The sequence below is a fragment of the Microbacterium sp. W1-4-2 genome, assembly GCF_058349885.2.
In genome coordinates this window covers 1,238,360-1,264,145 of sequence record NZ_JBYRJC020000001.1, presented here as the reverse complement: position 1 = coordinate 1,264,145, position 25,786 = coordinate 1,238,360, and the positions used below count along the sequence as shown (strand labels likewise).

Annotated in this window: 23 protein-coding genes; 21 read left to right on the top strand and 2 right to left on the bottom strand. The window is 70.8% G+C overall.

The genetic code is table 11. The features are described 5' to 3' along the window. The first annotated feature begins 129 nt into the window (after positions 1-129). The 14 genes from AC3RX0_RS05820 to AC3RX0_RS05755 all read left to right on the top strand — a co-directional run bounded on the left by AC3RX0_RS05820 (position 130) and on the right by AC3RX0_RS05755 (position 15,899). Positions 130-351, top strand: coding sequence for an ATPase (locus tag AC3RX0_RS05820; RefSeq protein WP_491504973.1), 222 nt, complete (start codon positions 130-132; stop codon positions 349-351). 60 nt (positions 352-411) lie between these two features. Then, positions 412-3,072 carry an alanine--tRNA ligase gene (gene alaS / locus AC3RX0_RS05815; RefSeq protein ID WP_491504972.1) on the top strand — a complete coding sequence of 887 codons (2,661 nt, stop codon included), beginning with the start codon at positions 412-414 and terminating at the stop codon, positions 3,070-3,072. After that, a complete protein-coding gene (gene ruvX / locus AC3RX0_RS05810; protein ID WP_491504971.1) occupies positions 3,069-3,569 on the top strand; it encodes a Holliday junction resolvase RuvX in 501 nt (166 codons plus the stop codon). Before alaS ends, ruvX begins: the two co-directional genes overlap by 4 nt. Before the next feature lie 25 nt (positions 3,570-3,594). Beyond that, positions 3,595-5,046 carry an endolytic transglycosylase MltG gene (gene mltG, locus AC3RX0_RS05805; protein WP_491504970.1) on the top strand — a complete coding sequence of 484 codons (1,452 nt, stop codon included), beginning with the start codon at positions 3,595-3,597 and terminating at the stop codon, positions 5,044-5,046. Next, positions 5,040-5,879, top strand: coding sequence for a shikimate dehydrogenase family protein (locus tag AC3RX0_RS05800; protein WP_498165891.1), 840 nt, complete (start codon positions 5,040-5,042; stop codon positions 5,877-5,879). The genes mltG and AC3RX0_RS05800 overlap by 7 nt, the downstream gene beginning before the upstream one ends. Positions 5,880-5,909: 30 nt before the next feature. Then, positions 5,910-7,127: a chorismate synthase gene (gene aroC, locus AC3RX0_RS05795; RefSeq protein ID WP_491504968.1), complete on the top strand. Its 1,218-nt coding sequence runs from the start codon at positions 5,910-5,912 to the stop codon at positions 7,125-7,127. Next, a complete protein-coding gene (locus AC3RX0_RS05790) occupies positions 7,124-7,687 on the top strand; it encodes a shikimate kinase (protein ID WP_491504967.1) in 564 nt (187 codons plus the stop codon). The genes aroC and AC3RX0_RS05790 overlap by 4 nt, the downstream gene beginning before the upstream one ends. After that, complete coding sequence (gene aroB / locus AC3RX0_RS05785) at positions 7,684-8,802, top strand: 3-dehydroquinate synthase (RefSeq protein ID WP_491504966.1); 1,119 nt, start codon at positions 7,684-7,686, stop codon at positions 8,800-8,802. Before AC3RX0_RS05790 ends, aroB begins: the two co-directional genes overlap by 4 nt. 166 nt (positions 8,803-8,968) lie before the next feature. Then, complete coding sequence (locus tag AC3RX0_RS05780; RefSeq protein WP_491504965.1) at positions 8,969-9,298, top strand: hypothetical protein; 330 nt, start codon at positions 8,969-8,971, stop codon at positions 9,296-9,298. Further along, complete coding sequence (gene aroQ, locus AC3RX0_RS05775; RefSeq protein WP_491504964.1) at positions 9,295-9,753, top strand: type II 3-dehydroquinate dehydratase; 459 nt, start codon at positions 9,295-9,297, stop codon at positions 9,751-9,753. Before AC3RX0_RS05780 ends, aroQ begins: the two co-directional genes overlap by 4 nt. Before the next feature lie 107 nt (positions 9,754-9,860). Continuing rightward, positions 9,861-10,421: an elongation factor P gene (gene efp, locus AC3RX0_RS05770; protein WP_491504963.1), complete on the top strand. Its 561-nt coding sequence runs from the start codon at positions 9,861-9,863 to the stop codon at positions 10,419-10,421. A gap of 10 nt (positions 10,422-10,431) precedes the next feature. Further along, positions 10,432-10,842 carry a transcription antitermination factor NusB gene (nusB, locus tag AC3RX0_RS05765; protein WP_491504962.1) on the top strand — a complete coding sequence of 137 codons (411 nt, stop codon included), beginning with the start codon at positions 10,432-10,434 and terminating at the stop codon, positions 10,840-10,842. 85 nt (positions 10,843-10,927) lie between these two features. Continuing rightward, complete coding sequence (locus AC3RX0_RS05760) at positions 10,928-14,242, top strand: DEAD/DEAH box helicase (RefSeq protein WP_498165906.1); 3,315 nt, start codon at positions 10,928-10,930, stop codon at positions 14,240-14,242. Between the two features lie 88 nt (positions 14,243-14,330). Beyond that, the gene (locus AC3RX0_RS05755) at positions 14,331-15,899 is read left to right on the top strand and encodes a Rieske 2Fe-2S domain-containing protein (protein WP_491504960.1); all 1,569 of its coding nucleotides are present in this window, start codon (positions 14,331-14,333) and stop codon (positions 15,897-15,899) included. Between the two features lie 60 nt (positions 15,900-15,959). Here the strand turns inward: AC3RX0_RS05755 and AC3RX0_RS05750 are convergent, their stop codons facing one another. Next, positions 15,960-16,775 (bottom strand): permease prefix domain 1-containing protein, encoded by an 816-nt coding sequence (locus AC3RX0_RS05750; protein WP_491504959.1) that lies wholly within the window; start codon positions 16,773-16,775, stop codon positions 15,960-15,962. Next, complete coding sequence (locus AC3RX0_RS05745; protein WP_491504958.1) at positions 16,757-17,095, bottom strand: PadR family transcriptional regulator; 339 nt, start codon at positions 17,093-17,095, stop codon at positions 16,757-16,759. Before AC3RX0_RS05745 ends, AC3RX0_RS05750 begins: the two co-directional genes overlap by 19 nt. 139 nt (positions 17,096-17,234) lie before the next feature. On the opposite strand from AC3RX0_RS05745, the gene pyrR reads away from it, so the two are divergent. The 7 genes from pyrR to pyrF are packed head-to-tail and all read left to right on the top strand — an operon-like array spanning position 17,235 to position 25,781. Beyond that, positions 17,235-17,765, top strand: coding sequence for a bifunctional pyr operon transcriptional regulator/uracil phosphoribosyltransferase PyrR (gene pyrR / locus AC3RX0_RS05740; protein WP_491504957.1), 531 nt, complete (start codon positions 17,235-17,237; stop codon positions 17,763-17,765). Next, the gene (locus tag AC3RX0_RS05735; RefSeq protein WP_491504956.1) at positions 17,762-18,715 is read left to right on the top strand and encodes an aspartate carbamoyltransferase catalytic subunit; all 954 of its coding nucleotides are present in this window, start codon (positions 17,762-17,764) and stop codon (positions 18,713-18,715) included. The genes pyrR and AC3RX0_RS05735 overlap by 4 nt, the downstream gene beginning before the upstream one ends. Next, positions 18,712-20,013: a dihydroorotase gene (locus tag AC3RX0_RS05730; protein ID WP_491504955.1), complete on the top strand. Its 1,302-nt coding sequence runs from the start codon at positions 18,712-18,714 to the stop codon at positions 20,011-20,013. The genes AC3RX0_RS05735 and AC3RX0_RS05730 overlap by 4 nt, the downstream gene beginning before the upstream one ends. Further along, a complete protein-coding gene (locus tag AC3RX0_RS05725) occupies positions 20,010-20,519 on the top strand; it encodes a PH-like domain-containing protein (protein WP_491504954.1) in 510 nt (169 codons plus the stop codon). The genes AC3RX0_RS05730 and AC3RX0_RS05725 overlap by 4 nt, the downstream gene beginning before the upstream one ends. Next, positions 20,516-21,667: a glutamine-hydrolyzing carbamoyl-phosphate synthase small subunit gene (gene carA / locus AC3RX0_RS05720; protein ID WP_491504953.1), complete on the top strand. Its 1,152-nt coding sequence runs from the start codon at positions 20,516-20,518 to the stop codon at positions 21,665-21,667. Before AC3RX0_RS05725 ends, carA begins: the two co-directional genes overlap by 4 nt. Beyond that, entirely contained in the window at positions 21,667-24,957 is a 3,291-nt protein-coding gene (carB, locus tag AC3RX0_RS05715) for a carbamoyl-phosphate synthase large subunit (protein WP_491504952.1), read from the top strand. Before carA ends, carB begins: the two co-directional genes overlap by 1 nt. Beyond that, a complete protein-coding gene (gene pyrF / locus AC3RX0_RS05710) occupies positions 24,954-25,781 on the top strand; it encodes an orotidine-5'-phosphate decarboxylase (RefSeq protein ID WP_491504951.1) in 828 nt (275 codons plus the stop codon). The genes carB and pyrF overlap by 4 nt, the downstream gene beginning before the upstream one ends. Positions 25,782-25,786 lie beyond the last annotated feature (5 nt).

The following is a 25,786-nucleotide window of genomic DNA, read 5'->3' as shown; positions in this document are numbered from 1 at the left end:
CGGCCATGGGCACAGCTACGCGACCGAAGGGGCGCCGGGATCATCCCGGCGCCCCTTCGCCATCACCGCATACGATGGGGGATGCCGCATCCGCCCGGTCAGGGCAGGAATGCGCGCGGAAGGGATGACATGAAGAAGCTCCTGTGGTTCCTGGTCGGCGTCGCCGGCGGGTTCGTCCTGGCCCACTTCGTCAACAAGGACCCCCGCGGACGCGAGGTGCTCGCCGAGCTCGACGCGCGCATCGCCGAGTTCACCGACCGGATGGGCGACGCGTACCGCCAAGAGGACGCGCGCCTGGCCGGCGGGACGGATGCCGCGGCCGCGGCATCCGATACCCCGCACGCTCTCTGAGACCGCTCCTGCTGCTCCGCGACCCGTGCGGGGCATCGCCTTCGACCATGAAAGACCTGCATGAAGACCGCTGAGATCGCCCAGCGCTACCTCGACTATTTCGAGAAGAACGACCACGTCATCGTCCCGTCGGCGTCCCTGGTCAGCGATGACCCGTCGATCCTGTTCACGATCGCCGGCATGGTGCCGTTCATCCCGTACCTGAGCGGTCTGGTGCCCGCGCCGTACCCGCGCGCGGCCGACGTGCAGAAGTGCATCCGCACACTCGACATCGAAGAGGTCGGGCACACCGCGCGCCACGGCACGTTCTTCCAGATGCTGGGCAACTGGTCGTTCGGCGATTACTTCAAAGAAGGCGCCATCACCTACGCCTGGGAGCTGCTGACCAGCCCCGAGTCGGCAGGAGGCCTCGGCTTCGACGAGAAGGACCTGTGGGTCACCGTCTACGAGACCGACGACGAGGCCGCCGCGCTGTGGAAGCGCATCGCGGGCCTGCCCGACGAGCGCATCCAGCGGATGGGCACCGAGGACAACTACTGGCACACCGGCCAGCCCGGGCCCGGCGGCCCGTGCTCGGAGATCTACTTCGACCGGGGGCCTGCGTACGGCCGCGACGGCGGACCCGCCGTCGACGACAACCGGTTCACCGAGATCTGGAACCTCGTGTTCATGCAGGAGCAGATCCGCGACGTGCGCTCCAAGACCGAGTTCGAGGTCGTGGGACCGCTGCCGAAGAAGAACATCGACACCGGCATGGGCCTGGAGCGCGTCGCCTTCATCAAGCAGGGCGTCGAGAACATGTACGAGATCGACCAGGTGCGCCCGGTGCTCGATCGCGCCGTCGAGCTCTCGGGCCGCCGCTACGGAGCCGAGCACGGCGATGACGTGCGCTTCCGTGTGATCGCGGACCACGTGCGCTCGTCGCTCATGCTGCTCTCGGACGGCGTGACCCCCTCGAACGAGGGGCGAGGCTACATCCTGCGGCGCCTGATGCGCCGCACGGTCCGCGCGATGCGCCTGCTCGGGGTCGACGGCGCCACCTTCCCGGAGCTGTTCACCGCCTCACGCGACGCGATGGCCTCGGCCTACCCCGTGGTCGCGGACGATTGGGTGCGCATCTCACAGTATGCGTTCGCCGAGGAGGAGACCTTCCTGCGCACGCTCGCGTCGGGCTCGACGATCCTCGACCTCGCGATCGACGAGACCAAGAAGGCGTCGAAGACCGCGATCAGCGGGTCCGAGGCGTTCCTGCTGCACGACACCTACGGCTTCCCGATCGACCTCACGCTCGAGGTCGCGCAGGAGGCGGGTCTGGACGTCGACCGCGCCGCATTCGACTCGCTCATGCAGGAGCAGAAGGCCCGCGCGAAGGCCGACGCCAAGTCCCGCAAGCGCGCCCTCGCCGACCAGAGCGTCTACCGCCAGTTCCGCGCGTCGGGCGAGACGGTCTTCACCGGCTACACCGACCTCGAGACCGCGTCGACCGTGCTCGGCATTCTGGTCGACGGGCAGCCCGCCGAGCGTGCGACGCAGGGCCAGATCGCCGAGGTCATCCTCGCCGAGACGGCGCTGTACGCCGAGAGCGGCGGACAGGTGGCCGACAAAGGCACGATCGTGGGTCCCGGCTATGAACTCGAGGTGCTCGACGTGCAGCGTCCGGTGCCGGGCCTGGTCAGTCACACCGTCGAAGTGTCGCAGGGCGAGGTCGGCGTGGGGCAGGGCGCGACGAGCGTGGTGGATGCCGCGAACCGGCGTCGTGCGGCGCAGGCGCACTCCGCGACCCACCTCGTGCACGCGGCTCTGCGCGACACGCTGGGCAGGACGGCGACCCAGGCCGGGTCGCTCAACCGCGCCGGCTATCTGCGGTTCGACTTCTCGTGGGGCCAGGCGCTGTCGGGGGACACCAGGAGCGAGATCGAGGAGATCGCCAACAACGCCGTCCGTGACAACCTGCCGGTGACCACCCGCGTGCTGCCGCTGGCCGAGGCGAAGCAGATGGGCGCGATGGCGCTGTTCAGCGAGAAGTACGGCGACACGGTGCGCATGGTCGATATCGGCGGTCCCTGGTCGCGCGAGCTCTGTGCGGGCACCCACGTCTCCACGAGCGCCGAGGTCGGGCTGATCAGCCTGGTCGGCGAGTCATCGGTCGGTGCATCCAACCGCCGTGTCGAGGCGCTCGTGGGCAGGGACGCGTTCCGCGAGCTGGCAGCGGAGCGCGCGATCGTCTCGCAGCTGACCTCGAGCCTGAAGACGCCGCGCGAGCAGCTGCCGGCGCGCATCGCCGACCTCGCGGCCCAGCTCAAGGCTGCCGAGAAGAAGATCGCCGCGTTCGAGGCGAAGGCCCTGACCGACCGTGCGCCGGCGCTGGCGGGAACGGCGACGGCCGTCGGCCCGCAGCGCCTGGTGGCGGCATCCATCGGAGCCGTCGCCTCGGGCGACGACGTGCGCTCGCTCGCCCTGCAGGTGCGCGACCGGCTCGGCTCGCACGCCGCGGTGGTGGCCCTGGCCGCCACCGCGGGCGGTCGACCCGTGGTGATCGTCGCGACGAACGACGCGGCCCGCGCGGCCGGAGCCAGGGCCGGTGTGCTGGCGAAGGCCGCGGCGTCCGTCCTGGGCGGCGGTGGCGGCGGTCGTGACGACGTGGCGCAGGGCGGCGGCACCGACGCCACCGCGATCGAGGCGGCCCTCGACGCCGTGCGCACGACGCTGGAGCGCGGGTGACGTCTGACGGCGAAGCGGGCCCGGTCGCCGCGTTCCGACGCGGGGTCCGTCTGGCCGTGGATGTCGGCAAGGCGCGCGTCGGGGTCGCTCGCAGCGACCCCGACGGCCTGCTTGCGGTACCGGTCGAGACCGTACCGCGCGGCGGCGACCCGATCGCGCGCCTGGTGGCCCTCGCGGCCGAGTACGAGGCGCTCGAGTTCGTGGTCGGGCTGCCGCTGAACATGAGCGGGCACGACACGCCGTCCACCGTCGACGCGCGGGAGTTCGCGGCGGCGCTGGCTGCGGCATCCCCCCGCCCCGTGCGCGTGATCGACGAGCGCCTGAGCACCGTTTCTGCACACAATGCACTGCGGGCTTCCGGGAGATCCCAGCGTTCGTCTCGTAGCATTGTCGATCAGGTCGCCGCGGTGGTCTTCCTGCAGCACGCTCTCGACATCGAGAAGCGCACGGGAATGCCGGCCGGGGACCTGATCCCCCCAGCGCAGGAGCCCGCCTGACATGCCCCAGACCCCCGATGACCCGATGACCCGACCTTCCGGTCGCGCCCCCGAGCCGCCGTCCGGTACGGGAGCCACGAACACCCCCGCACCGGGATCGCGGCGCGCCGCGCGCGAGGCGGCGGCGCGCGAAGCGGCCCGTCGAGCGCAGCCGGAGCAGCCCGCCTCGGGCGGCGGCTCGCACAGCCACGCGCTCAGCCACGCCGAGACGTTCACCGCGCTGCTGACGGGCCCCCATGCGACGCAGTCCGACGGGCCTGAGCCGCTGCTGCCGGGGCCGCAGCGCGCCGACGACGAGTCCGCGGCACCGCACCGCGCGTCGATCGAGCAGTTGTTCACCGGGCAGATCACCAGCGATAGCATCGGCGTCGTGCCGCCGAAGACGACCAAACGGCAGAAGCGCCGCCGACGGTGGATCGCACTGGCCATCGTGGTCGCGGTGGTCGGCGGCATCGGGGCGGGCGGCTGGTACGTCTGGTCGACGTACGAGCCGCAGATCCGGGCCATCATGGGCTGGCAGGAGCCACAGGACTACGCGGCCGGCCTCGCCCATGGCGAAGCGCTCGTGACGATCGTCGACGGCGACACCGGCGGCAGCGTGTCGAAGACCCTGAACGCCGCGGGTGTCACGAAGACCCCCTCGGTGTTCTACGACATGCTCGTGGCCGCCGGGCAGAACCCGACGTTCTATCCGGGTGTGTACAAGCTGCAGAAGGAGATGACCGCCGCCGCCGCGCTCAAGGCGCTGCTGGACCCGGCCTCGAAGCTGCAGGATTCGGTGCTGCTGCCCGAGGGGCTGACCGAGGACCAGATCGTCAAGCGCGTCTCGGACAGCGTGAAGATGCCGCTGAAGGACCTGCAGGCGGCAGCGAAGGACCCGTCGAAGTACGGCGTGAAGGCGAAGACCCTCGAAGGCTGGCTGTTCCCCGCGATGTATACGTTCGCGCCCCGGTCCACGGCATCCGACATCATCAAGGCCATGGTCGATCGTACGGTGCAGTCCCTCGACAAGGCCGGCGTCCCCGCGGCCGACCGGCAGCGGATCCTCACGATCGCCTCGATCATCCAGCGCGAGGCGCGGTACACCAAGGACTTCTACAAGGTCTCGCGCGTGATCGAGAACCGGCTGCAGCCGAACAACACCCAGACCGGCGGCAAGCTGCAGATGGACTCGACGGCGCAATACGGCTACGGCGAGATGCACGACGGGTCGGCCAGTTCGTCGTCGGCGGCCCTGAAGGATCCGAACCCGTGGAACACCTACGTGCATCCCGGGCTGCCGATCGGTCCGATCGCGAGCCCCGGCGATCTCGCGATCGACGCGGCCATGCACCCGGTCGCCGGTCCCTGGTACTACTTCGTGACCGTGAACATGGACACCGGCGAGACCGTGTTCAGCGCGACCTACGCCGAGCAGCAGAAGGCGGTCGCGCAGATGCGGGAGTGGTGCTCTCAGCACCCGGATTCGGGATGCTGACACCGGGCCGGGCACTGGAGGTCTGGGGCGATCCGATCGAGCACAGTCGCTCGCCCGATCTGCATGCCGCCGCGTACCGCGTGCTCGGGCTGGACTGGACGTACGGACGCCGGCGGGTGGCTGCGGCATCCTTCGCCGACGAGCTGGCGTCGTTGGCGCCGGAGTTTCGCGGACTGTCGCTGACGATGCCGCTGAAGGGGGAGGCGCACCGCGCCGCCCGCACGCGCGACGCGCGCGCCGAGCTGTCGGGGGCCGTCAACACGCTGCTGCTGACCGACGACGGCCCGCACGGATTCAACACCGATGTCGGCGGCATCGCCCGCGACCTGCGCGCGCACGGCCTGGCGTCTGTGGACGAGGCGCGGCTCGTCGGCGCGGGCGCCACGGCCACCTCGGCGCTGCTCGCGCTCGGCGAGCTGGGCGTGCGACGCGTGGAGGTGCTCGCGCGACGTCCCGACGCGGCAGGGCCCCTGGCCGCGCTCGGTGCGCGCAACGGCATCGACGTGCGTGTGGGCGCCCTCGGTCCGGGACGGCACGCCGAGGTGCCGCTCACGCTCGCGACGCTGCCCGGAGGCGCGGTCGTGCCCGACGAGGTGGCGGATGCCGCGGCAGCGGCCGGCGGGACGCTGTACGACGTCGTGTACGGGCACTGGCCGACCGACCTGGCCCGGGCCTGGCACCGGCGGGGGAGCGTCGCCGTCTCGGGCATCGGAATGCTCGTGGAGCAGGCGCTGCTGCAGGTGCGGATCTTCGTCGGCGGCGACCCCGACGCGGCCCTCGCGGACGAGGACGCGGTGCTGGCGGCGATGCGCGCCGCCGTCATCGGGGACTGACCCCGCTGCGGGCCGTGGGAGACTGGAAGAATGCTCCGCGTGCTCACGGCCGGCGAATCGCACGGTCCCGAACTCGTCGCCCTCATGGAGGGACTGCCCGCCGGCGTGCCCGTCTCCCGCGAGGCGATCCAGGCAGACCTCGCCCGGCGCAAGCTCGGCTACGGCCGGGGATCGCGCATGAAGTTCGAAGAGGACGAGCTGACCCTGTCGGCCGGCGTCCGGTTCGGGCTGAGCCTGGGCAGCCCCATAGCGGTGCGCATCGGCAACACCGAGTGGCCGAAGTGGACCGAGGTGATGAGCGCCGAGCCGGTCGAGCTCACCGACCGCTCGCGCGGACGTGGCGCCGCGCTCACCCGGCCCCGTCCCGGCCACGCCGACCTGGTGGGCATGCAGAAGTACGGGTTCGACGAGGCGCGCCCGATCCTCGAGCGCGCGAGCGCCCGCGAGACGGCCGCGCGCGTCGCGCTCGGCGCGATCGCCCGCTCGTTCCTCGGCGAGCTCGGCATCCGTCTGGTCAGCCACACGCTCTCGATCGGCCCGGTGCGCGTGCCCGACGACGCGCCGGTTCCCGCACCCGATGACGTGGCCGTGCTGGACGCCGACCCGCTGCGCTGCTTCGACCCCGCCACGAGCGAGCGCATGGTCGCCGAGGTGGATGCCGCCCGCAAGGACGGCGACACGCTCGGCGGCATCGTCGAGGTGCTCGCCTACGGACTGCCGCCCGGGCTCGGCTCGCACGTGCAATGGGACCGCCGGCTGGACGGCCGGCTCGCGCAGGCCCTGATGAGCATCCAGGCGATCAAGGGGGTCGAGGTCGGCGACGGGTTCGAGACCACTCGCCGCCGGGGATCGGCCGCCCACGACGAGCTGTTCGCGACCGACGGCGGCATCGCCCGCACGTCGGACCGCGCCGGCGGCACCGAGGGCGGGATGTCGACGGGCACCACGCTGCGCGTGCGCGCCGGGATGAAGCCCATCGCGACCGTGCCGCACGCGCTGCACACGGTCGACGTCGCGACCGGCGAGGACGCCTCGGCGCACCACCAGCGCTCGGACGTGTGCGCGGTACCGGCCGCGGGCGTCGTGGCCGAGGCCATGGTCGCGGTCGTGCTGGCCGAGGTGGTGCTGGAGAAGTTCGGCGGAGACAGCGTCGCCGAGACGCTCCGCAACCTCGACGCCTACCTCGCGGCGATCCCCGCAACCCTGCGCAGCGCCTCGGCGAGCGACCCGGCGCTGCAGGAGACATGACGAGGGGCGCGGCCCGCCGCGCCGTCGTGCTGATCGGCCCGATGGGCGCCGGCAAGACGAGCATCGGGCGCAAGACCGCCAAGGCGCTGCACGTGTCGTTCTTCGACACCGACATCGCGGTGACCCGCGCGCATGGGCCGATTCCCGAGATCTTCGAGACCTCGGGCGAGGCCCGGTTCCGCGAACTGGAGCGGGCCGCCGTGCGCGAGGCGCTGCAGACCGACGGCATCGTGGCACTGGGCGGGGGCGCGATCCTGGATCCCGCCACGCGCGCCGAACTGCGCCGCCATCCGGTGGTGCTGCTGACGGTCGACCCGCGCACCGTGGCCGGGCGCATCCAGTCCACGTCGCGGCCCCTGCTGCAGGGCGACGATGCCCTGGCGCGCTGGCAGGCGGTGGCCGCCCAGCGCGGAGCGCTGTACGACGACCTCGCCGACGTCACCTTCGACACGTCGACGGGGCACATCAGAGACATCGTGGCGCGCGTGGCCGAGTGGGTGCGCGCACAGTGGGCTGCGGGGGATGCCGCGGCCGCCGGATCCGAGAGCGAGGCCCCATGAGCAACCCCGACGACCGCAGCACCGCCGCCGATCCGACCGGCACGACCCGCATCGCCGTGGGCGGCGAGAAGCCGTACGAGGTCACCGTGGGGCGCGGCATTCTGATCGATTCGCTGCGCGAGGCGCTGCCGGCGGCCGCCCGCAAGGTCCTGCTCGTGCACCAGCCGTCGATGTCGCTTGCCGCCGAGCAGGTGCGCGAAGCGCTGTCGGACGGCGAGCGGCAGGTGCTCCTGGCCGAGATCCCCGACGCCGAGGACGGCAAACGGGTCGAGGTGGCGGCGTTCTGCTGGCAGGTGATGGGGCAGGCCGACTTCACCCGCACCGACGCGGTCATCGGATTCGGCGGGGGAGCGGTGACCGACCTCGCGGGGTTCGTGGCCGCGACGTGGCTGCGTGGTGTGGAGGTCGTCCAGCTGCCGACCTCGGTGCTGGGCATGGTCGACGCCGGCATCGGCGGCAAGACCGGCATCAACACCAACGAAGGAAAGAACCTCGTCGGGGCGTTCTGGCCACCGCGGGCCGTGATCTGCGACCTCGACCTGCTCGACTCGCTGTCGGCCAACGAGCGCATCGCAGGCTTCGCCGAGGTGGTCAAGGCAGGTTTCATCCGTCATCCCGAGATTCTCGACCTGGTCGAGGCCGACCCGCAGACCGCCGTCGACCCGACCAGCGAAGCGTTCCGGCGCAGCATCGAACTCGCGATCGGCATGAAGGCGCAGGTCGTCGGCGAGGACCTGCGCGAAGCGGGCCTTCGCGAGGTGCTCAACTACGGCCACACGCTGGGGCACGCGATCGAGTACTCCGAGCGCTACCAATGGCGGCACGGCGCCGCCATCAGCGTCGGGATGATGTACGCCGCCGAGCTGTCACGGCTCGCCGGTCGGCTGTCGGACGACGTCGTCGAGCGGCACCGCAGCATCCTCACCTCACTGGGCCTTCCCACCACGTACCGGGCGAACGCCTGGAAATCGCTGCTGGCCACGATGCGCCGCGACAAGAAGGCGCGCGGTGCGATGCTGCGCTTCGTGGTGCTGGACGACATCGCCCGCCCGACCGTGATGCAGGCACCCGACGAGTCGCTGCTGTTCGCCGCCTATCAGGAGATCGGCCAGTAGCCTGCCCACTGCGACATCGGCCGGCGACACGTCGGCCGCCGCTCCGAGCCACCAGACGACCGCCCTCACATCCGCGGCCCGGGGGCTGACCTCGCGCACGTCGACTCCCGTCGTTTCAGGGAGGGCCGGACGGCGGCTCGGCCGATCTGAGCGATGCCGGCGCCACGTGGCACGCTCAGCGCGCATTGAAGGCGACGACGACGTCGATGTGCGCACCTTCGTCCGCATCCTCTCGGCGGCGGAGCTCCGCCTGCTGGTCATCGACGCCGACGGGGTCGAAGAAGCGCCCATGCCGAGCGATGTGCTCCGAGATCGTGCCGGCCGCCGAAAGCCTTCGCATCCCGATGTGCACGCGTGGCTCGAACGGCCGACGATGAAGATGCTGCTGCGCAGTGTCGACCCGGTTGAGCCTCGCGGGTCGTGGTACCACCTGCGTCCGGAGCAGGACCGATTGCGCGGCCCGGATGAATACACGGACGATAGGGTGAGGGCGTGACCTCTCCGCGCCGGATCCTGCTCGTCAACGGCCCGAACCTCAACCTGCTGGGCGTGCGCGAGCCCGAGATCTACGGCACCGAGACGCTGGCGGACGTCGAGCGGATCACGGCGGATGCTGCGGCCAAGCTCGGTTTCGAGGTGCGAGCGGTGCAGAGCAACCACGAGGGCGTGCTGATCGACGCGATCCACGCGGCACGGCAGGACTGCGCCGGGATCGTCATCAACCCCGGCGGCCTCACCCACACGTCGGTCGTGCTGCGCGACGCGCTCTCGGGAGTCGCCCTGCCAGTGGCCGAGGTGCACATCTCGGACGTGTCGCAGCGCGAGGAGTTCCGGCATGTGTCCTACGTCGCCGACATCGCCGCCGTCCACGTCGTCGGCGAGGGCGTCGCCGGCTACGCCACGGCCGTGCGCCTGCTGCTCGACGTGATCGCCGGGCAGTCCGAAGGCTGACCTCGAGCACGCGACCCCTTCTCAGCGGCCGGGACGAGGCATCCCGTAGAATCGAACGTCGGGCTCGCCGCGAGCCCCCGCAGAACTCACGAAACGGAACATCGCACATGGCATCCACCGCAGACATCCGCAACGGCGTCGTCCTCAACATCGACGGCCAGCTCTGGAGCGTCGTGGAATTCCAGCACGTCAAGCCCGGCAAGGGCGGGGCGTTCGTGCGCACCAAGCTGAAGAACGTCGTGACCGGCAAGACCAACGACAAGACCTTCAACGCCGGCTCGAAGGTCGAGATCGAGAACGTCGACCGCCGCGACTTCACGTATCTGTACAGCGACGGCGACGGCTTCGTGTTCATGGACACGTCCGACTACGACCAGCTGACCGTGCCGGGCGCCGTCGTCGGCGACGCGAAGAACTTCCTGCTCGAGAACCAGGCGGTCACGATCGCCCTGCACGACGGCAACCCGCTCTACATCGACATGCCGGCCTCGGTCGTGCTCGAGATCACCTACACCGAGCCGGGCCTTCAGGGCGACCGCTCGTCGGCGGGGACGAAGGCGGCGACCGTCGAGACCGGCTACGAGATCCAGGTGCCGCTGTTCCTCGAGACCGGCACCAAGGTCAAGGTCGACACCCGCACGGGCGACTACCTCGGCCGCGTGAACTGACCCGCCCTCGATGAGCGCACGCACCAAGGCGCGCAAGCGCGCGATGGACATCCTGTTCCAGTCCGACGTCCGCGGGGAGCCGCTGGCCACGATGCTGGCCGCCGAGGCCAAGCGCGCAGCGAACGAGCCGGCCCGCGAGGCGTCGTGGCTGTACGCGCGCGAGATCGTCGACGGCATCATCGACAATCAGGGCGAGATCGACGAGCAGATCACCACATCGGCGCGCGACTGGAGCCTGTCGCGCATGCCCACTGTGGACCGGGCGCTGCTGCGCATCGGCACGTGGGAGATCCTCTACAACGATGAGGTGCCCGCGGCGGTCGCGATCGACGAGGCGGTGGAGCTCGCGAAGGAGTTCTCGACCGACGACTCCGGGCCGTTCGTCCACGGCGTGCTCGCGCGCATCGCCCGCTCGTCCTGAGCCGGCTCGTTCTGAGCGCGTGCGTCCTGGCTCTACGCGTCCGGAGTCCGCTTTGCTCCCGCCGGTGTCGGAGGGGTCGATGAGAATGGATGCCGTGACCCCGCCGTTCGTCGATCCCGAGCAGATCCGCCGTCAGGCGGAGGGCCACGGCTATCCGCGGGGCGTGGACTACTTCCGCCAGGGCGCGGTGCGGCGCCTCGTCTGGGACGACAAGAACGGGATCCTGCGCGCAACGGTCGACGGCAGCCGCTCGGTGTCGTATCGCACGACGATCCGCGTCGATGCCGGACGCGCGGCAGGCCCGATCGTGTGGACGAACTGCACATGCCCGATGCAGGCCGCGTGCAAGCACACCGTGGCCACGCTGTTGGCCGCCAACGCCCAGGCCGCACGCGCGGTCGAATCCGGTAGCGGCTCGCTCCGGCCGGACCCGCTGCCGGGCGCCCGCGCTGCGCGCGCGGCCGCATCGGACCAGTCCTCCTGGCGGGACCTGCTCGTCTGCGCCGACCAGCCGGCCGGCATCGCGCTCGCGCTGGGGGTCGAACTGCGGGTGCGTCCCGCCCGGGGCGGCGCCAGCTGGGCGCCCCGCAAGGTCGAGACGGCCACGCCGCGGCTGCTGGCCACGACCACGGGCGAGGTGCTCGTCGGCCTCCGGCCGCTTGCCCGCAGCGAGTCCACGGGCAGATGGATCCGCGGCACGGCGACGTGGGACGCGCTTCGCCGCCCGAGCCTCGGCTTCCGTTCCGACCACGTGCGGTGGCTGCTGGATCTGTACAGCATCGCTCGCGACAACCGCATCCTGAGCCCCTTCGCCGACGCCTCGGACTGGGTGACGCTGGACGCCGTCGTCTCCGACCCGCTCTGGCCGCACCTGGCGACCGCCACCGGCAACGGCGTCGCGATCGTCTCGGCGGCCAAGAACCAGAGCGTGCATCTCGCTGCCGGGGCCGAGGCATCCATCGTGGTCGGCACGGCGCCCGGCGACGGACTGCGCCTCGCCGCCGAAGTGCGCATCGACGGCCTGCCCGTCGACACCCAGCGCCTGCACCCGGTGGGACGCACCGGCGTCTACACGTGGGACGTCGCCCGCGACGGCGTGTCGGTGACGCTGGCCCCGATGGCGCTGAGCGAATCGCTCGCCGCACTCCTGCAGGTGCCTGACGGCATGCCCGTCCCGGCCGCCGACGTCGACGAGTTCTTCCGCACCGCGTATCCGCGCCTGTCGCGCGGCACCGCACTGGTGGCCGCGTCCGGCGTGCAGCTGCCCGAACCGGTGCCGCCCGTCCTCGAGCTCACGGTGCGCTTCCGCCCCCGCGAGGTCGTGGAGTATGCGTTCGAGTGGGTCTATGCCGGCGGCACGCGCCATCCGTTCGGCGGGACGGCGATCGACCGCGATCCGAACGCGGAGTCGGCCGTCCGCGAACGGCTCGACGCGGTCTGGGGCGACGCGGCCACCGTGCCGTTCGAGCCGACAGCCACCCTCGCCGACATCGAGGCCGCCGAGTTCGTCGCGCGCACACTGCCGGCCCTCGAAGAGATCGACGGCGTCCGTGTGAACGTCAAAGGACGACGCCGCACGTACCGCGAACTGACCGGCGACCCCGAGATCGCCGTCTCGACTGTCGAGAGCACGGATCCGGACTGGTTCGACCTCGGGGTGATCGTCACGATAGACGGGCAGACGATCCCGTTCCAGCCGCTGTTCACCGCGCTCGCGACGCGGCGCACGAAGCTGCTCCTGGTCGACGGGACCTACTTCTCCCTCAAGCACCCCGCCCTCGACCGGCTGCGCGAGCTGATCGACGAGGCGTCCGAGATCGCCGAATGGGAGACCGGGCCGCGCATCAGCCGCTATCAGACCACGCTCTGGGAGGACTTCGAGGACCTCGCCGACGTGTCCGAACCCGCGGTCGCCTGGCGCGCGGCCGCCGACGGGCTGCGCGACGTCGCGCGGATCGAGCCGACGCCGCTGCCGGCGCGACTGGAGGCGCAGCTGCGGCCGTACCAGCGGGCGGGCTTCGACTGGCTCGCGTTCCTGTGGCGGCACCGGCTCGGCGGCATCCTGGCCGACGACATGGGCCTGGGAAAGACGCTGCAGATGCTCGCGTTCCTCGCGCACGCCCGCGAGGCGGGTGAGACCCGGCCGTTCCTCGTGGTGGCGCCCACGTCGGTGCTGCCGACGTGGCGGGACGAGGCATCCCGGTTCGTGCCCGGCCTGAAGGTCGCCGTCGTCGACGCGACCCGCGCGCGGCGTGGCGACGCCCTGCCGACCGACGTCGACGTCGTCGTGACCTCGTACACGCTCGTGCGCCTGGACGAGTCCGAGTTCGCCGGCGTGGAATGGGGCGGCGTCGTGCTCGACGAAGCCCAGTTCGCGAAGAACCCGGCGACGAAGCTGCACAAGGCCCTGGCGCGGCTGCGCGCAGATGTGACGTTCGCGATCACCGGCACGCCGCTGGAGAACACGCTCGCCGAGCTGTGGTCGCTGCTCTCGCTGACCTCGCCGGGGCTGTTTCCGTCCGCCCGGCGCTTCCGGCAGGACTACATCGGACCCATCGAACAGGGCAAAGTGCCCGAGAACCAAGAGGGCGCCCCGTATCGCGCTGCCCGGCTCGAGCGCCTGCGTCGCCGGGTGCGTCCGCTCATGCTGCGCCGCACGAAAGAGGCGGTCGCCGGCGAGCTGCCGCCCAAGCAGGAGCAGATCGTGCCCGTCGAGCTCGCTCCCGCGCATCGCGCCGTGTACGACACGGTCCTGCAGCGCGAGCGGCAGAAGGTGCTCGGCCTGCTCGAGGACCTCGACCGCAACCGGTTCATCGTGTTCCGGTCGCTGACGCTGCTGCGCATGCTGAGCCTGTCGCCGAGCCTGATCGACCCGGCGGACGCCCGGATCCCGTCGGCGAAGCTCGAGGTGCTCGTCGAGCAGGTCGCCGAGCTCGCCGCCGAAGGCCACCGCGCGCTCGTGTTCAGTCAGTTCACGTCGTTCCTGCAGCAGGCGGGCGACCGCTTGGATGCCGCGGGCCTGGCGTACGAGTACCTCGACGGCTCGACCCGGCGACGCGACGACGTGATCTCGTCGTTCCGCGACGGCGCGGCACCGGTGTTCCTCATCAGCCTCAAGGCCGGCGGGTTCGGTCTGACGCTCACCGAGGCCGACTACGTGTTCCTGCTCGACCCCTGGTGGAACCCCGCCGTCGAGGCGCAGGCGGTCGACCGCACCCACCGGATCGGGCAGACCCGCAGCGTGTTCGTCTACCGGCTGATCGCGTCCGGCACGATCGAAGAGAAGGTGCTGGCCCTGCAGCAGCGCAAAGCGCGGCTGTTCCGCTCGGTCATGGACGACGACGATCTGTTCGCCCGCGCGCTGACCGCCGACGACATCCGCACACTGTTCTCGGACTGACCGCGGCCCGGATCGGCACGGCGTTCCCCGGCGGCCCCGCAGGCACCCCCGCGTAGACTCGGGGGTCGACGCATCCAGGAGGAGTTTCATGCGGATCACCGGACTCGGCCACGCTGGCATGTTCATCGAGACCGCCGGCGGCAGCATCATCTGCGACCCGGTCATCGGCCCGAGCTTCTACGGCTCGTGGTTCCCGTTCCCCGACAACCGCGGCCTCGACTGGGAGCGGTTCGGCCAGGCCGACTTCCTGTACATCTCGCACCGGCACCGCGACCACTTCGACCCGGCGCTCATGCACCGCTTCATCCGCAAGGACATCCGCGTGCTGCTGCCGGAGTACCCGACCGACGACCTCGAGGCAGACCTCCGCCGGCTCGGCTACGAGAACATCGTCTACACCGAGGCGGGCGTGCCGATGCGGTTCGGCGACCTGAAGCTCATGGTCACGCCGCTGCGTGCCCCCAGCGACGGGCCGATCGGCGACTCGTCGCTGTCGGTCGACGACGGGACCGCCAGCATCCTGAACCAGAACGACTCGCACCCGCTGGACCTCGAGAAGCTGCTCGGGTTCTCGAAGCCGGACGCGTATTTCACCCAGGTGTCGGGCGCGATCTGGTGGCCCATGGTCTACGACCTGCCGCAGGACGCGAAGCAGAACTTCGCCCGCCTCAAGCGCGACGCGCAGAACAAGCGGGCCATGTACTACATCGAGAAGGTGGATGCCGAGCATGTGTTCCCGATGGCGGGGCCGCCGATGTTCCTGCGCGACGAACTGTTCCGGTTCAACGGCTGGGGCCAGGACGACGACGCGATCTTCACGGACCAGGCGCAGTTCCTCGACCACATGCGCGAGCAGCGGCCCGGCCAGAAGGGCTACCTGTTCGTGCCGGGCACGCAGGTCGACCTCGACCACGGCGAGCTCACCGTGGCGCAGACCCTGTACACGGACGCCGAGATCGGTCGGATCTTCAACGACAAGTGGACCTACCTCGAGGGGCAGCGTGCCTCGCGGCAGGCCGAGCTGCGCGCCGAAGAGGCCTCGCGCGCCGCCGTGCTGGAGCCCGCCGACATGCTCGCCGAGCTCAAGGCCTGGTGGGAGCCGCTGCTGCGCAAGTCCCGTACGATCCGCCTCGGCGTCGGGGGACCGGTGCGGATGACGATCGGCGAGCTCGACCTCGTCGTCGACTTCCCGAAGGCGAAGGTGCGCGAGTTCACGGGGGAGGACTGCGAGTTCTGGTACACGATCCCGGCGGACCTCATCTCGACGAACATCCGCGACCACGAGATCGACTGGTCGAACTCGATCTTCCTGTCCATGCAGTTCACGGCCGGGCGCAAGGGCAAGTTCAACGAGTTCATCTACACATTCTTCAAGTGCCTGTCGAACGACCGCATCGAGTACGTGGAGAACTGGTACTCCGAGCAGGCCGACACCAGCGAGGACGTGCAGCTGGGCGACTGGATGGTGCAGCGCCGCTGTCCGCATCTGCGCGCCGACCTCTCAAAGACCGGCAAGATCGAGGACGGCGTGCTCACCTGCAGCATGCACGACTGGAAATGGGACCTGGCCAGCGGACGGTGCCTGACGACCCAGGGCCATCCGATCCGTTCGGAGGCGTGCCCGGTCACCGCCGACGCCCTGCGGCCCGCCGGATGACGCCGGCTGCTCCATGCCCCGGCGAGGGGCATGGAGCAACCGGGCGTGGGGCGTGCAGCGTCAGCCCGCAGCGACCCGCGATCCGCGCACGGTGCGTGCCATGCGGGCCGCGATGTCGATGAACCCGGCCATGAGCACGGCGCCGAGGGCCGCGACCGAGCCCCAGATCGCCGCCTCCATCTCGTTGCCGGTGATGATGCCGTAGGCGCTGGCGACGATCGCGGCGATGCCCAACAGCGGGGCGATGATGGCGAGCGCCAGCGCGAAGGCCGGCGAGCCCGCGTGCGCACGGCGCGCACGGGCGCAGGTCCACGACACGGCGGCGGCCAGGATCGGAAGCCACAAGGCGACGACCCACGCCAGCAGCGTGCCGAGCACCGCTGCGACCAGGGCGAGCACGGTGATGGCGACGGCGGCCCGGTCCACCCGGCCCCGCGCGCGGATGTTCACGCCCAGCAGCACGGCTGCCGTGAGCACGCAGGCTGCGCCGACGAGGACGGCCGACGTCAGATACTGCTCCTGGCTCCAGGAGCCGGCCAGCGAGGTGAAGCCGAAGAACGCGGCGAAGGCCGCGACGACCCAGGCGACCGCCGCGCAGGCGGCGAAGATGCCCAGATACCGGGCGAAGAACAGAGACAATATCGTTCCTTTCGATGGTGTCGAGATGAGAAGCGACGCGACCAGGCGGGGGTCGCCCAGGCGGGTGAGCGCGCGGGACTCGGCCGTGGCGGCTTCGACCCCCGCCGCCTCGAGCCGCTCGGCGGCGCTGTAAAGGTGATCGGCGATCTCATCGATGAGGTCGCCGAGGTCGGCGCGTCCGCGCATGCGGCGGCGAAGCGCGATCAGGTACTCCTCGATCACGCCATCGCGGGCCACGACTGCCTCCGGATGACCGCATCCACGGCCGAGACGAACTCGCGCCACCCCTGGCGCTGCTCCTGCAGCCGTGCGGTGCCGGCCGTCGTGAGCCGGTACAGCTTGCGCCGGCGCCCGGACGCCTCCGACCATTCGTGCTGGAGCAGGCCTGCCCGTTCGAGCCGGTGCAGCACCGGATAGACGGTTCCTTCTGCGAGGTCGAAGGAGCCGTCGCTGCGTTCGCGCAGCGCTTCGATGACGCCGTAGCCGTGCACGGCACCCGTCGAGATGACCGAGAGGACCAGCAGCTCCAGATGGCCCTTGAGCGATTCCGCGTTCATACCTAGCGACACTAGGCCTAGCCAGGCTAGGTGTCAAGCAGGACATCGCCGTCGTCGGCGGCGCATCGGCCGACTCGCTAGACTGGACGCATCACCCATCCTTTAAGCCCGTCCTGTGAGGCGGAGAAGGGAGAGGCGGATGGCTGCACGTACCGTGCTGCAAGAAGCCGATATCGCGCGGGCCCTCACGCGCATCGCCCATGAGATCCTCGAGTCCAACCGCGGCGCGGACGGTCTCGTCCTGCTGGGCATCCCGACGCGCGGCGTGACCCTCGCCGATCGGCTCGGTCCGATCGTCGCCGGCATCGCCGTTGCCGAGGTCCCCGTAGGCTCGCTCGACGTCACGCTGTTCCGCGACGACCTCGCCAAGCACCCCACGCGCTCTCCGAAGCGCACCGAGATCCCCGCCGGCGGCATCGACGGCAAGACCGTGGTGCTCGTGGACGACGTCCTGTTCTCGGGTCGCAGCATCCGCGCCGCCCTCGACGCGATCCAGTCGATCGGCCGGCCCGCCGTCGTGCGCCTGGCGATCCTCGTCGACCGCGGCCACCGCGAACTGCCGATCCGGCCCGACTTCGTCGGCAAGAACATCCCGTCGTCCCGGCAGGAGCGCGTCAACGTGCGCCTTCGCGAACTCGACGGCGCGGACGAGGTGACGATCGAGGCATGAGGCATCTGCTCGACACCCGCACCCTCGATCGCGACACGGCCCTGCGCATCCTCGACGTCGCCGAGGACATGGCCGAGACCCAGTCCCGCCAGGTCAAGAAGCTGCCGACGCTGCTGGGCAAGACCGTCGTGAATCTCTTCTTCGAGGACTCCACGCGCACCAGGATCTCGTTCGAAGCCGCCGCCAAACGGCTGTCGGCCGACGTGATCAACTTCGCAGCCAAGGGCTCCAGCGTCTCGAAGGGCGAGAGCCTGAAGGACACCGCGCAGACGCTGCAGGCGATGGGCGCGGATGCCGTCGTGGTGCGCCACTCCGCATCCGGCGCACCCCAGACCCTGGCCACCAGCGGCTGGATTTCGGCCGGCGTCGTCAACGCCGGCGACGGCACCCACGAGCACCCCACGCAGGCGCTGCTGGACGCGTTCACGATCCGCAAGCGGCGCTTCGGCGCCGACAGCCGCGGACGCGACCTGAGCGGCCTGCGGGTCGTGATCGTCGGCGATGTCCTGCACTCGCGCGTGGCGCGCTCCAACGTGTGGCTGCTGAGCACGCTCGGCGCCCACGTCACACTGGTCACTCCGCCGACCCTGATCCCGCAGAACGTCTCGCAGTGGCCGGCGACCGTGCGCTACGACCTCGACCCCGTGCTGGCCGAGGCCCCCGACGCCGTCATGATGCTGCGCATCCAGATGGAGCGCATGCACGCAGCCTTCTTCCCCACCGAGCGGGAGTACACGCGACTGTGGGGCCTGGACGCCGTCCGGCTGGCCGCTCTGCCGCCCACGAGCATCGTGATGCACCCGGGGCCGATGAACCGCGGGCTGGAGATCTCGAGCGAGGCCGCCGATTCCGCGAGCTCGACGGTGCTCGAACAGGTGGCGAACGGCGTGTCCGTCCGCATGGCCGTGCTGTATCTGCTGCTGGCCGGAGAACGAGGAGAAGTGCAATGACCGAGACCCTTGTCATCACGGGCGCCCGACTGGCCGGTGGCGAGGCGGCGGACCTGGTCGTCGAGGACGGCCGGATCGCCGAGATCGGCTCCGGTCTCAGCCGCGCCGGCGCGCGCGCCGTCGACGCCGACGGACTCATCGCGCTGCCGGGACTGGTCGATCTGCACACGCACCTGCGCGAACCCGGGTACGAGGCGTCCGAGACCATCCTGACCGGGTCGCGGGCGGCCGCCGCCGGCGGCTACTCCGCGGTGTTCGCGATGCCGAACACGTCGCCGGTCGCCGACACCGCCGGCGTCGTCGAGCAGGAGCTCGCACTCGGCGAGGCTGCGGGACTGGTCACCGTCCAGCCCATCGGCGCCGTCACGGTCGGGCAGAGGGGCGAACGTCTGGCCGAACTCGGCGCGATGGCCGCGTCGCGCGCCCGGGTGCGCGTGTTCAGCGACGACGGCTACTGCGTGTGGGACCCGCTGATCATGCGGCGCGCCCTCGAGTACGTGAAGTCGTTCGACGGGGTCGTCGCCCAGCACGCGCAGGACCCGCGGCTGACCGAAGGCGCCCAGATGAACGAGGGCATCGTCTCGGCTGAACTGGGCCTCGCCGGCTGGCCCGCCGTGGCCGAGGAGTCGATCATCGCCCGCGACGTCCTGCTGGCCGAGCACGTCGGGTCGCGCCTGCACGTGTGCCACCTGTCGACGGCGGGGTCGGTGGACATCATCCGATGGGCCAAGAAGCGCGGCATCCACGTGACCGCCGAGGTCACCCCGCACCACCTGCTGCTGACCGACGAACTGGTCCGCGGCTACGACGCGCGGTTCAAGGTGAACCCGCCCCTGCGCCGCGAAGAGGACGTGCTCGCGGTGCGCGAGGGCCTGGCCGACGGCACGATCGACATCGTCGCCACCGACCACGCCCCGCATCCGGCCGAGGCCAAGGCGTGCGAGTGGGGAGCGGCGGCCAACGGCATGGTCGGGCTCGAGTCGGCGCTGCGCGTCGTGCACGCCGCGATGGTCCAGACCGGCCTGCTGGGCTGGGACGACATCGCACGCGTCATGTCGCACACTCCTGCGCGCATCGGCCGGCTCGCCGGTCATGGACGCCCGCTCGCCGTGGGTGAGCCGGCGCACCTCGCGCTGTACGACGCCGACGCGGGCGGCACGTTCGCCCTCGACGACCTGCACGGGCGCAGCGCCAACTCGCCGTATCTGGGGCACGAGCTGCCCGGAGCCGTGCGGTGGACGCTCCACGCCGGCCGCGTCACGTTCGCCGACGGCGCCGCCGTCGAGGCCGCAGCATGAGCCGCGAGGCGGCGCTCCTGGTCATGGTCGCGGTCGCGGCGCTCCTGCTCGCACTCATGGCATGGGCCTGGATCCGACGATCCCGACGCGACGCGCAGCCGCTGTCGAGCGTGCACGAGCTGCCCGAGGGCTCGCTCGTGCAGCGGGTCTTCGACGGCCAGTACGTCGCCACGACGCGCGTCGGCGAGCCGCTGCAGCGCATCGCGGCCCCCGGCCTCGGCTTCCGCTCGAACGCGACGATCAGCGTCGCCGACACGGGCGTCGCCCTCGACCTCACCGGGCAGCAGCGGGTGGTGATCCCGGCCGGCCGCCTCGACGACGTCGACCAGGCCACCGTCGCCATCGACCGGGTCGTCGAGAAGGACGGCCTCGTACGCCTCACCTGGCGCACCGATCCCGGATCGGTCGTCGACACCTATCTCCGGGCGAAGGATGCCTCGGCCGCTGCGCTGGCCGACAGCATCCGCCCCCTCATCCAGACTCCACGGACAGGATCCGACTCATGACCTTCTCGCAAGAACCCGCCGTCCTCGTGCTCGAGGACGGGACGCGACACCGCGGCCGCGCCTACGGCGCCCGCGGCACGACGCTGGGCGAAGTGGTCTTCTCCACCGGCATGACCGGCTATCAGGAGACCCTCACCGACCCCTCGTACGCCGGCCAGATCGTGCTGCAGACCGCGCCGCACATCGGCAACACCGGCATGAACGCCGAAGACCCCGAGTCCCGCCGGATCTGGGTCGCGGGCTACATCGTGCGCGACCCCTCCCGCGTGGTGTCGAACTGGCGGGCCGACGGCTCGCTCGAGGACGCGCTGAGCACCGACGGCATCGTCGGGATCAGCGGCATCGACACGCGCGCCGTGACCCGGCACATCCGCTCCGCGGGCAGCATGCGCGGCGGCATCTTCTCGGGCGAGTCGGCCGCGCTCGATCCCGACGAGCAGGTGCGCGTCGTGCGCGAAGCGCCCGCGATGGCCGGCCAGAACCTGTCGGCCGCCGTGTCGGTGGCCGAGGCATCCGTCGTCCCCGCTCGCGCAGAGCGCATCGGCGCGGTTGCGCTGATCGACCTCGGGATCAAGCAGGCGAGCATCGAGAACCTCGCCGCCCGCGGCTTCGACGTGCACGTGCTGCCGCACGACGCGACGTACGAGCAGATCCGGCATGCCGGCGTCGACGCGGTGTTCTACTCCAACGGCCCCGGCGACCCCGCCACCGCCGACGAGCAGGTGACGCTGCTGCGCCGTGTGCTCGACGACCGCACGCCGTTCTTCGGCATCTGCTTCGGCAACCAGCTGCTCGGCCGCGCTCTCGGGTTCGGCACCTATAAGCTGCCGTTCGGCCACCGCGGCATCAACCAGCCCGTGCTCGACAGGCACACCGGCCGCGTCGAGATCACGGCGCACAACCACGGGTTCGCGGTCGACGCGCCGCTCGACGGCCCCGTCGAGAGCCCGAACGGCTACGGCCGCGTCGAGGTCTCGCACATCGGCCTGAACGACAGCGTCGTCGAGGGACTGCGCGCCCTCGACATCCCCGCCTTCTCGGTGCAGTACCACCCCGAAGCCGCCGGCGGTCCGCACGACGCCAACTACCTCTTCGACCGCTTCCGCGAGATGGTCATCGCGCACCTCGAGAACAAGGACGACAACTGATGCCCAAGCGCGACGACATCCACTCCGTCCTGGTCATCGGGTCCGGCCCGATCGTCATCGGCCAGGCCTGCGAATTCGACTACTCCGGCACCCAGGCGTGCCGCGTGCTGCGCGCCGAGGGCGTGCGCGTGATCCTCGTCAACTCGAATCCGGCGACGATCATGACCGATCCTGACTTCGCCGACGCCACCTACATCGAGCCGATCACCCCCGAGGTGATCGAGACCATCATCGCGAAGGAGAAGCCCGACGCGATCCTGCCGACCCTCGGCGGACAGACGGCGCTGAACGCGGCGATGGCACTGCACGAGCGCGGCATCCTCGAGAAGTACGACGTCGAGCTCATCGGCGCGAAGGTCGACGCCATCCGCAAGGGCGAGGACCGTCAGATCTTCAAGGAGCTCGTGCTCGAGGCGGGCGCGGATGTCGCAGCCTCCCGCATCTGCCACACGATGGACGAGGTGCTGGCCGGCGCCGCCGAGCTCGGCTACCCGCTGGTGGTGCGCCCGAGCTTCACGATGGGCGGACTCGGCTCGGGCTTCGCATACGACGAGATGGACCTGCGCCGGATCGCCGGCGCAGGTCTGCACGACTCGCCGACGCACGAAGTGCTGCTGGAGGAGTCGATCCTCGGCTGGAAGGAGTACGAGCTCGAGTTGATGCGCGACACGGCCGACAACACGGTCGTGGTGTGCTCGATCGAGAACGTCGATCCGGTCGGCGTGCACACGGGCGATTCGATCACCGTGGCACCGGCGCTGACCCTCACCGACCGCGAGTACCAGAATCTGCGCGACATCGGCATCGAGATCATCCGGCGGGTGGGCGTGGACACCGGCGGCTGCAACATCCAGTTCGCGGTCGACCCCGCGAACGGCCGGGTCATCGTGATCGAGATGAACCCCCGCGTGTCGCGGTCCTCGGCCCTCGCCTCGAAGGCGACCGGGTTCCCGATCGCCAAGATCGCAGCCAAGCTCGCGATCGGCTATCGGCTCGATGAGATCCCCAACGACATCACGCGGGTCACCCCGGCCAGCTTCGAGCCGACGCTGGACTACGTGGTGGTGAAGGTGCCGCGGTTCAACTTCGAGAAGTTCCCGGCTGCCGACAAGACGCTGACGACGACCATGAAGTCGGTCGGCGAGGCGATGGCGATCGGCCGCAACTACACGACCGCGCTGCAGAAGGCGCTGCGGTCGCTCGAGAAGCGGGGCTCGAGCTTCCACTGGGGCGACGAGCCGCGCACGGTCGACGAGCTCATCGAGGCGGCGAAGACACCGACTGACGGCCGGATCGTGCTGATCCAACAGGCGCTGCGCAAGGGCGCGACGGTCCCGCAGCTGTTCGACGCCACCGCGATGGACCCGTGGTTCCTCGATCAGATCCTGCTGATCAACGAGGTCGCCGACGCCGTCCGTGACGCCGGCGAGCTGGACGACGACATCCTGCGCCTGGCCAAGGAGCACGGCTTCTCGGATGTGCAGATCGCGCAGCTGCGCGGTATCGGCGAGGACGAGGCGCGCGGTGTGCGGCACGGCCTGGGCATCCGTCCGGTGTACAAGACGGTGGACACGTGCGCGGGAGAGTTCCCGGCGCTCACGCCGTACCACTACTCCAGCTACGACGCCGAGACGGAGGTCGCGGCATCCGCCCGCACCAAGGTCGTGATCATCGGGTCCGGTCCGAACCGCATCGGGCAGGGCGTCGAGTTCGACTACTCCTGCGTGCACGCGTCGTTCGCCCTGTCGGACGCCGGATTCGAGACGATCATGGTCAACTGCAACCCCGAGACGGTCTCGACCGACTACGACACCAGCGACCGCCTGTACTTCGAGCCGCTGACGCTCGAGGACGTGCTCGAGGTGCTGCACGCCGAGGCCCAGTCCGGCACGATCCTCGGCGTCGTCTGCCAGCTGGGCGGCCAGACTCCGCTGGGCCTGGCCAAGGGCATCGAGCAGGCCGGGTACACGATCCTGGGCACGAGCCCCGAGGCGATCGACCTCGCCGAGGAGCGCGGGCTGTTCAGCGGCATCCTGGATGCGGCGGGCCTGGTCGCTCCGCGTCACGGCACGGCGATCGACGTCGACGGCGCCGTCGTGGTGGCCGAGGACATCGGTTACCCCGTGCTCGTGCGTCCGAGCTTCGTTCTGGGCGGGCGCGGCATGGAGATCGTGTACGACACCCCGAGCCTGCGCGACTACTTCGTGCGCATCGGCGAGGCGGCGATCATCGGCCCGGGCAAGCCCCTGCTGGTTGACCGGTTCCTCGACGATGCGATCGAGATCGACGTGGACGCTCTGTACGACGGCGACGAGCTGTTCATCGGCGGCATCATGGAGCACCTGGAAGAGGCCGGCATCCACTCCGGCGACTCGAGCTGCGCCCTGCCGCCGATGAGCCTCGGCCGCACCGAGATCGACCGGGTCCGCGAGGCCACCCGCGGCATCGCCGAGGGGGTCGGGGTGCGCGGGCTGCTGAACGTCCAGTTCGCCGTCAGCGCCGGCGTCCTCTACGTGATCGAGGCGAATCCGCGAGCGAGCCGCACGGTTCCGTTCGTCTCGAAGGCGCTCGGCACGCCGCTGGCGAAGGCCGCGGCCCGCATCATGGCCGGCGCCACGATCATGCAGCTGCGCGACGAGGGGCTGCTGCCGGCATCCGGTGACGGTTCGGTGGTGGCTGCGGAGGCTCCGGTCGCGGTGAAGGAGGCGGTGCTGCCGTTCAAGCGGTTCCGCACCGCCGACGGCAAGACCGTCGACTCCGTCCTCGGCCCCGAGATGCGCTCCACCGGCGAGGTCATGGGCTTCGACCGCGACTTCCCCACGGCGTTCGCCAAGAGCCAGGCCGCCGCGTACGGGGGCATCCCGCGCACCGGCACGGTGTTCATCTCGGTCGCCGACTCCGACAAGCGCGCGGTGATCCTGCCCGCCCACCGGCTTCAGCAGATGGGGTACCGGCTGCTGGCCACGAGCGGGACTGCCGAGATCCTCACCCGCAACGGCATCGAGGTGACGGTCGTCCCCAAGTACAGCGAGACCGCCGACACCGGGGTCGACAATGTGGTGGACCTGATCGACCGCGGCGAGGTCGACATCATCGTCAACACGCCCAGCGGCATGTCGGCCCGCGCCGACGGCTACGAGATCCGTGCCACGGCCGTGGCCGCCGACAAGGCGCTGTTCACGACGATCGCCACCCTGGGTGCCGCGGTGAGCGCGCTGGATGCCACCGGCGACGGATTCGGGGTGCGCAGCCTGCAGGAGTACGCGGCCGAGCGCGCGGTGCGAGCATGAGCACGTTCGGCGCACGGCTGCAGGCGGCCGTCGCCGCGCACGGCCGGCTGTGCGTGGGCATCGATCCGCATGGAGGGCTGCTGGACGCGTGGGGGCTGGATGCCTCGGCCGCCGGGGTCCGCGAGTTCGGGCTCCGGGTGGTGGATGCCGCGGCCGGCCGGGTCGGGATCGTCAAGCCCCAGGTGTCGTTCTTCGAGCGCTGGGGCTCGGCGGGCTTCGCCGCCCTCGAGGACGTGCTGCGCGCCGCCCGCGATGCCGGGCTCGTCGTGATCGCCGACGCGAAGCGGGGCGACATCGGCTCGACGATGGCCGCCTACGCGGAGGCCTGGCTCACCCCCGGTTCCCCCTTCGAGGCCGACGCGCTGACCGTCAACCCGTACCTGGGCGTCGGGGCGCTCGCGGGCGCGGCGCGCTACGCGCTCGCGCACGGGAAGGGACTGTTCCTCCTGGCGGCCACGAGCAACCCCGATGGCCGGGAGCTGCAGGCGGCCCTCATCGAGAACCACACCGTCGCCGCATCGGTCGTACGCGCGGCGCGCACGATGGACCCTGCCGGGTCCGGGGACACGTGGCGCAGCCTCGGCGTGGTCATCGGCGCTACGGCCGACCGGCCCTGGCTCGGGCTGACCGCCGACCTCCTTGCCGGCACCCCGATCCTGGCTCCGGGTTTCGGCCACCAGGGTGCGAGACTGGGAGAGACGGATGCCCTGTTCGGCGATCTCGCGCCGCACGTGCTCGCCAGCGCGAGCCGCAGCATCCTCTCCGCCGGCCCGACCGGGCTGGCGGCCGCCATCGAGCAGCATCTGGCTGAACTGGAGGCCTGACGAGA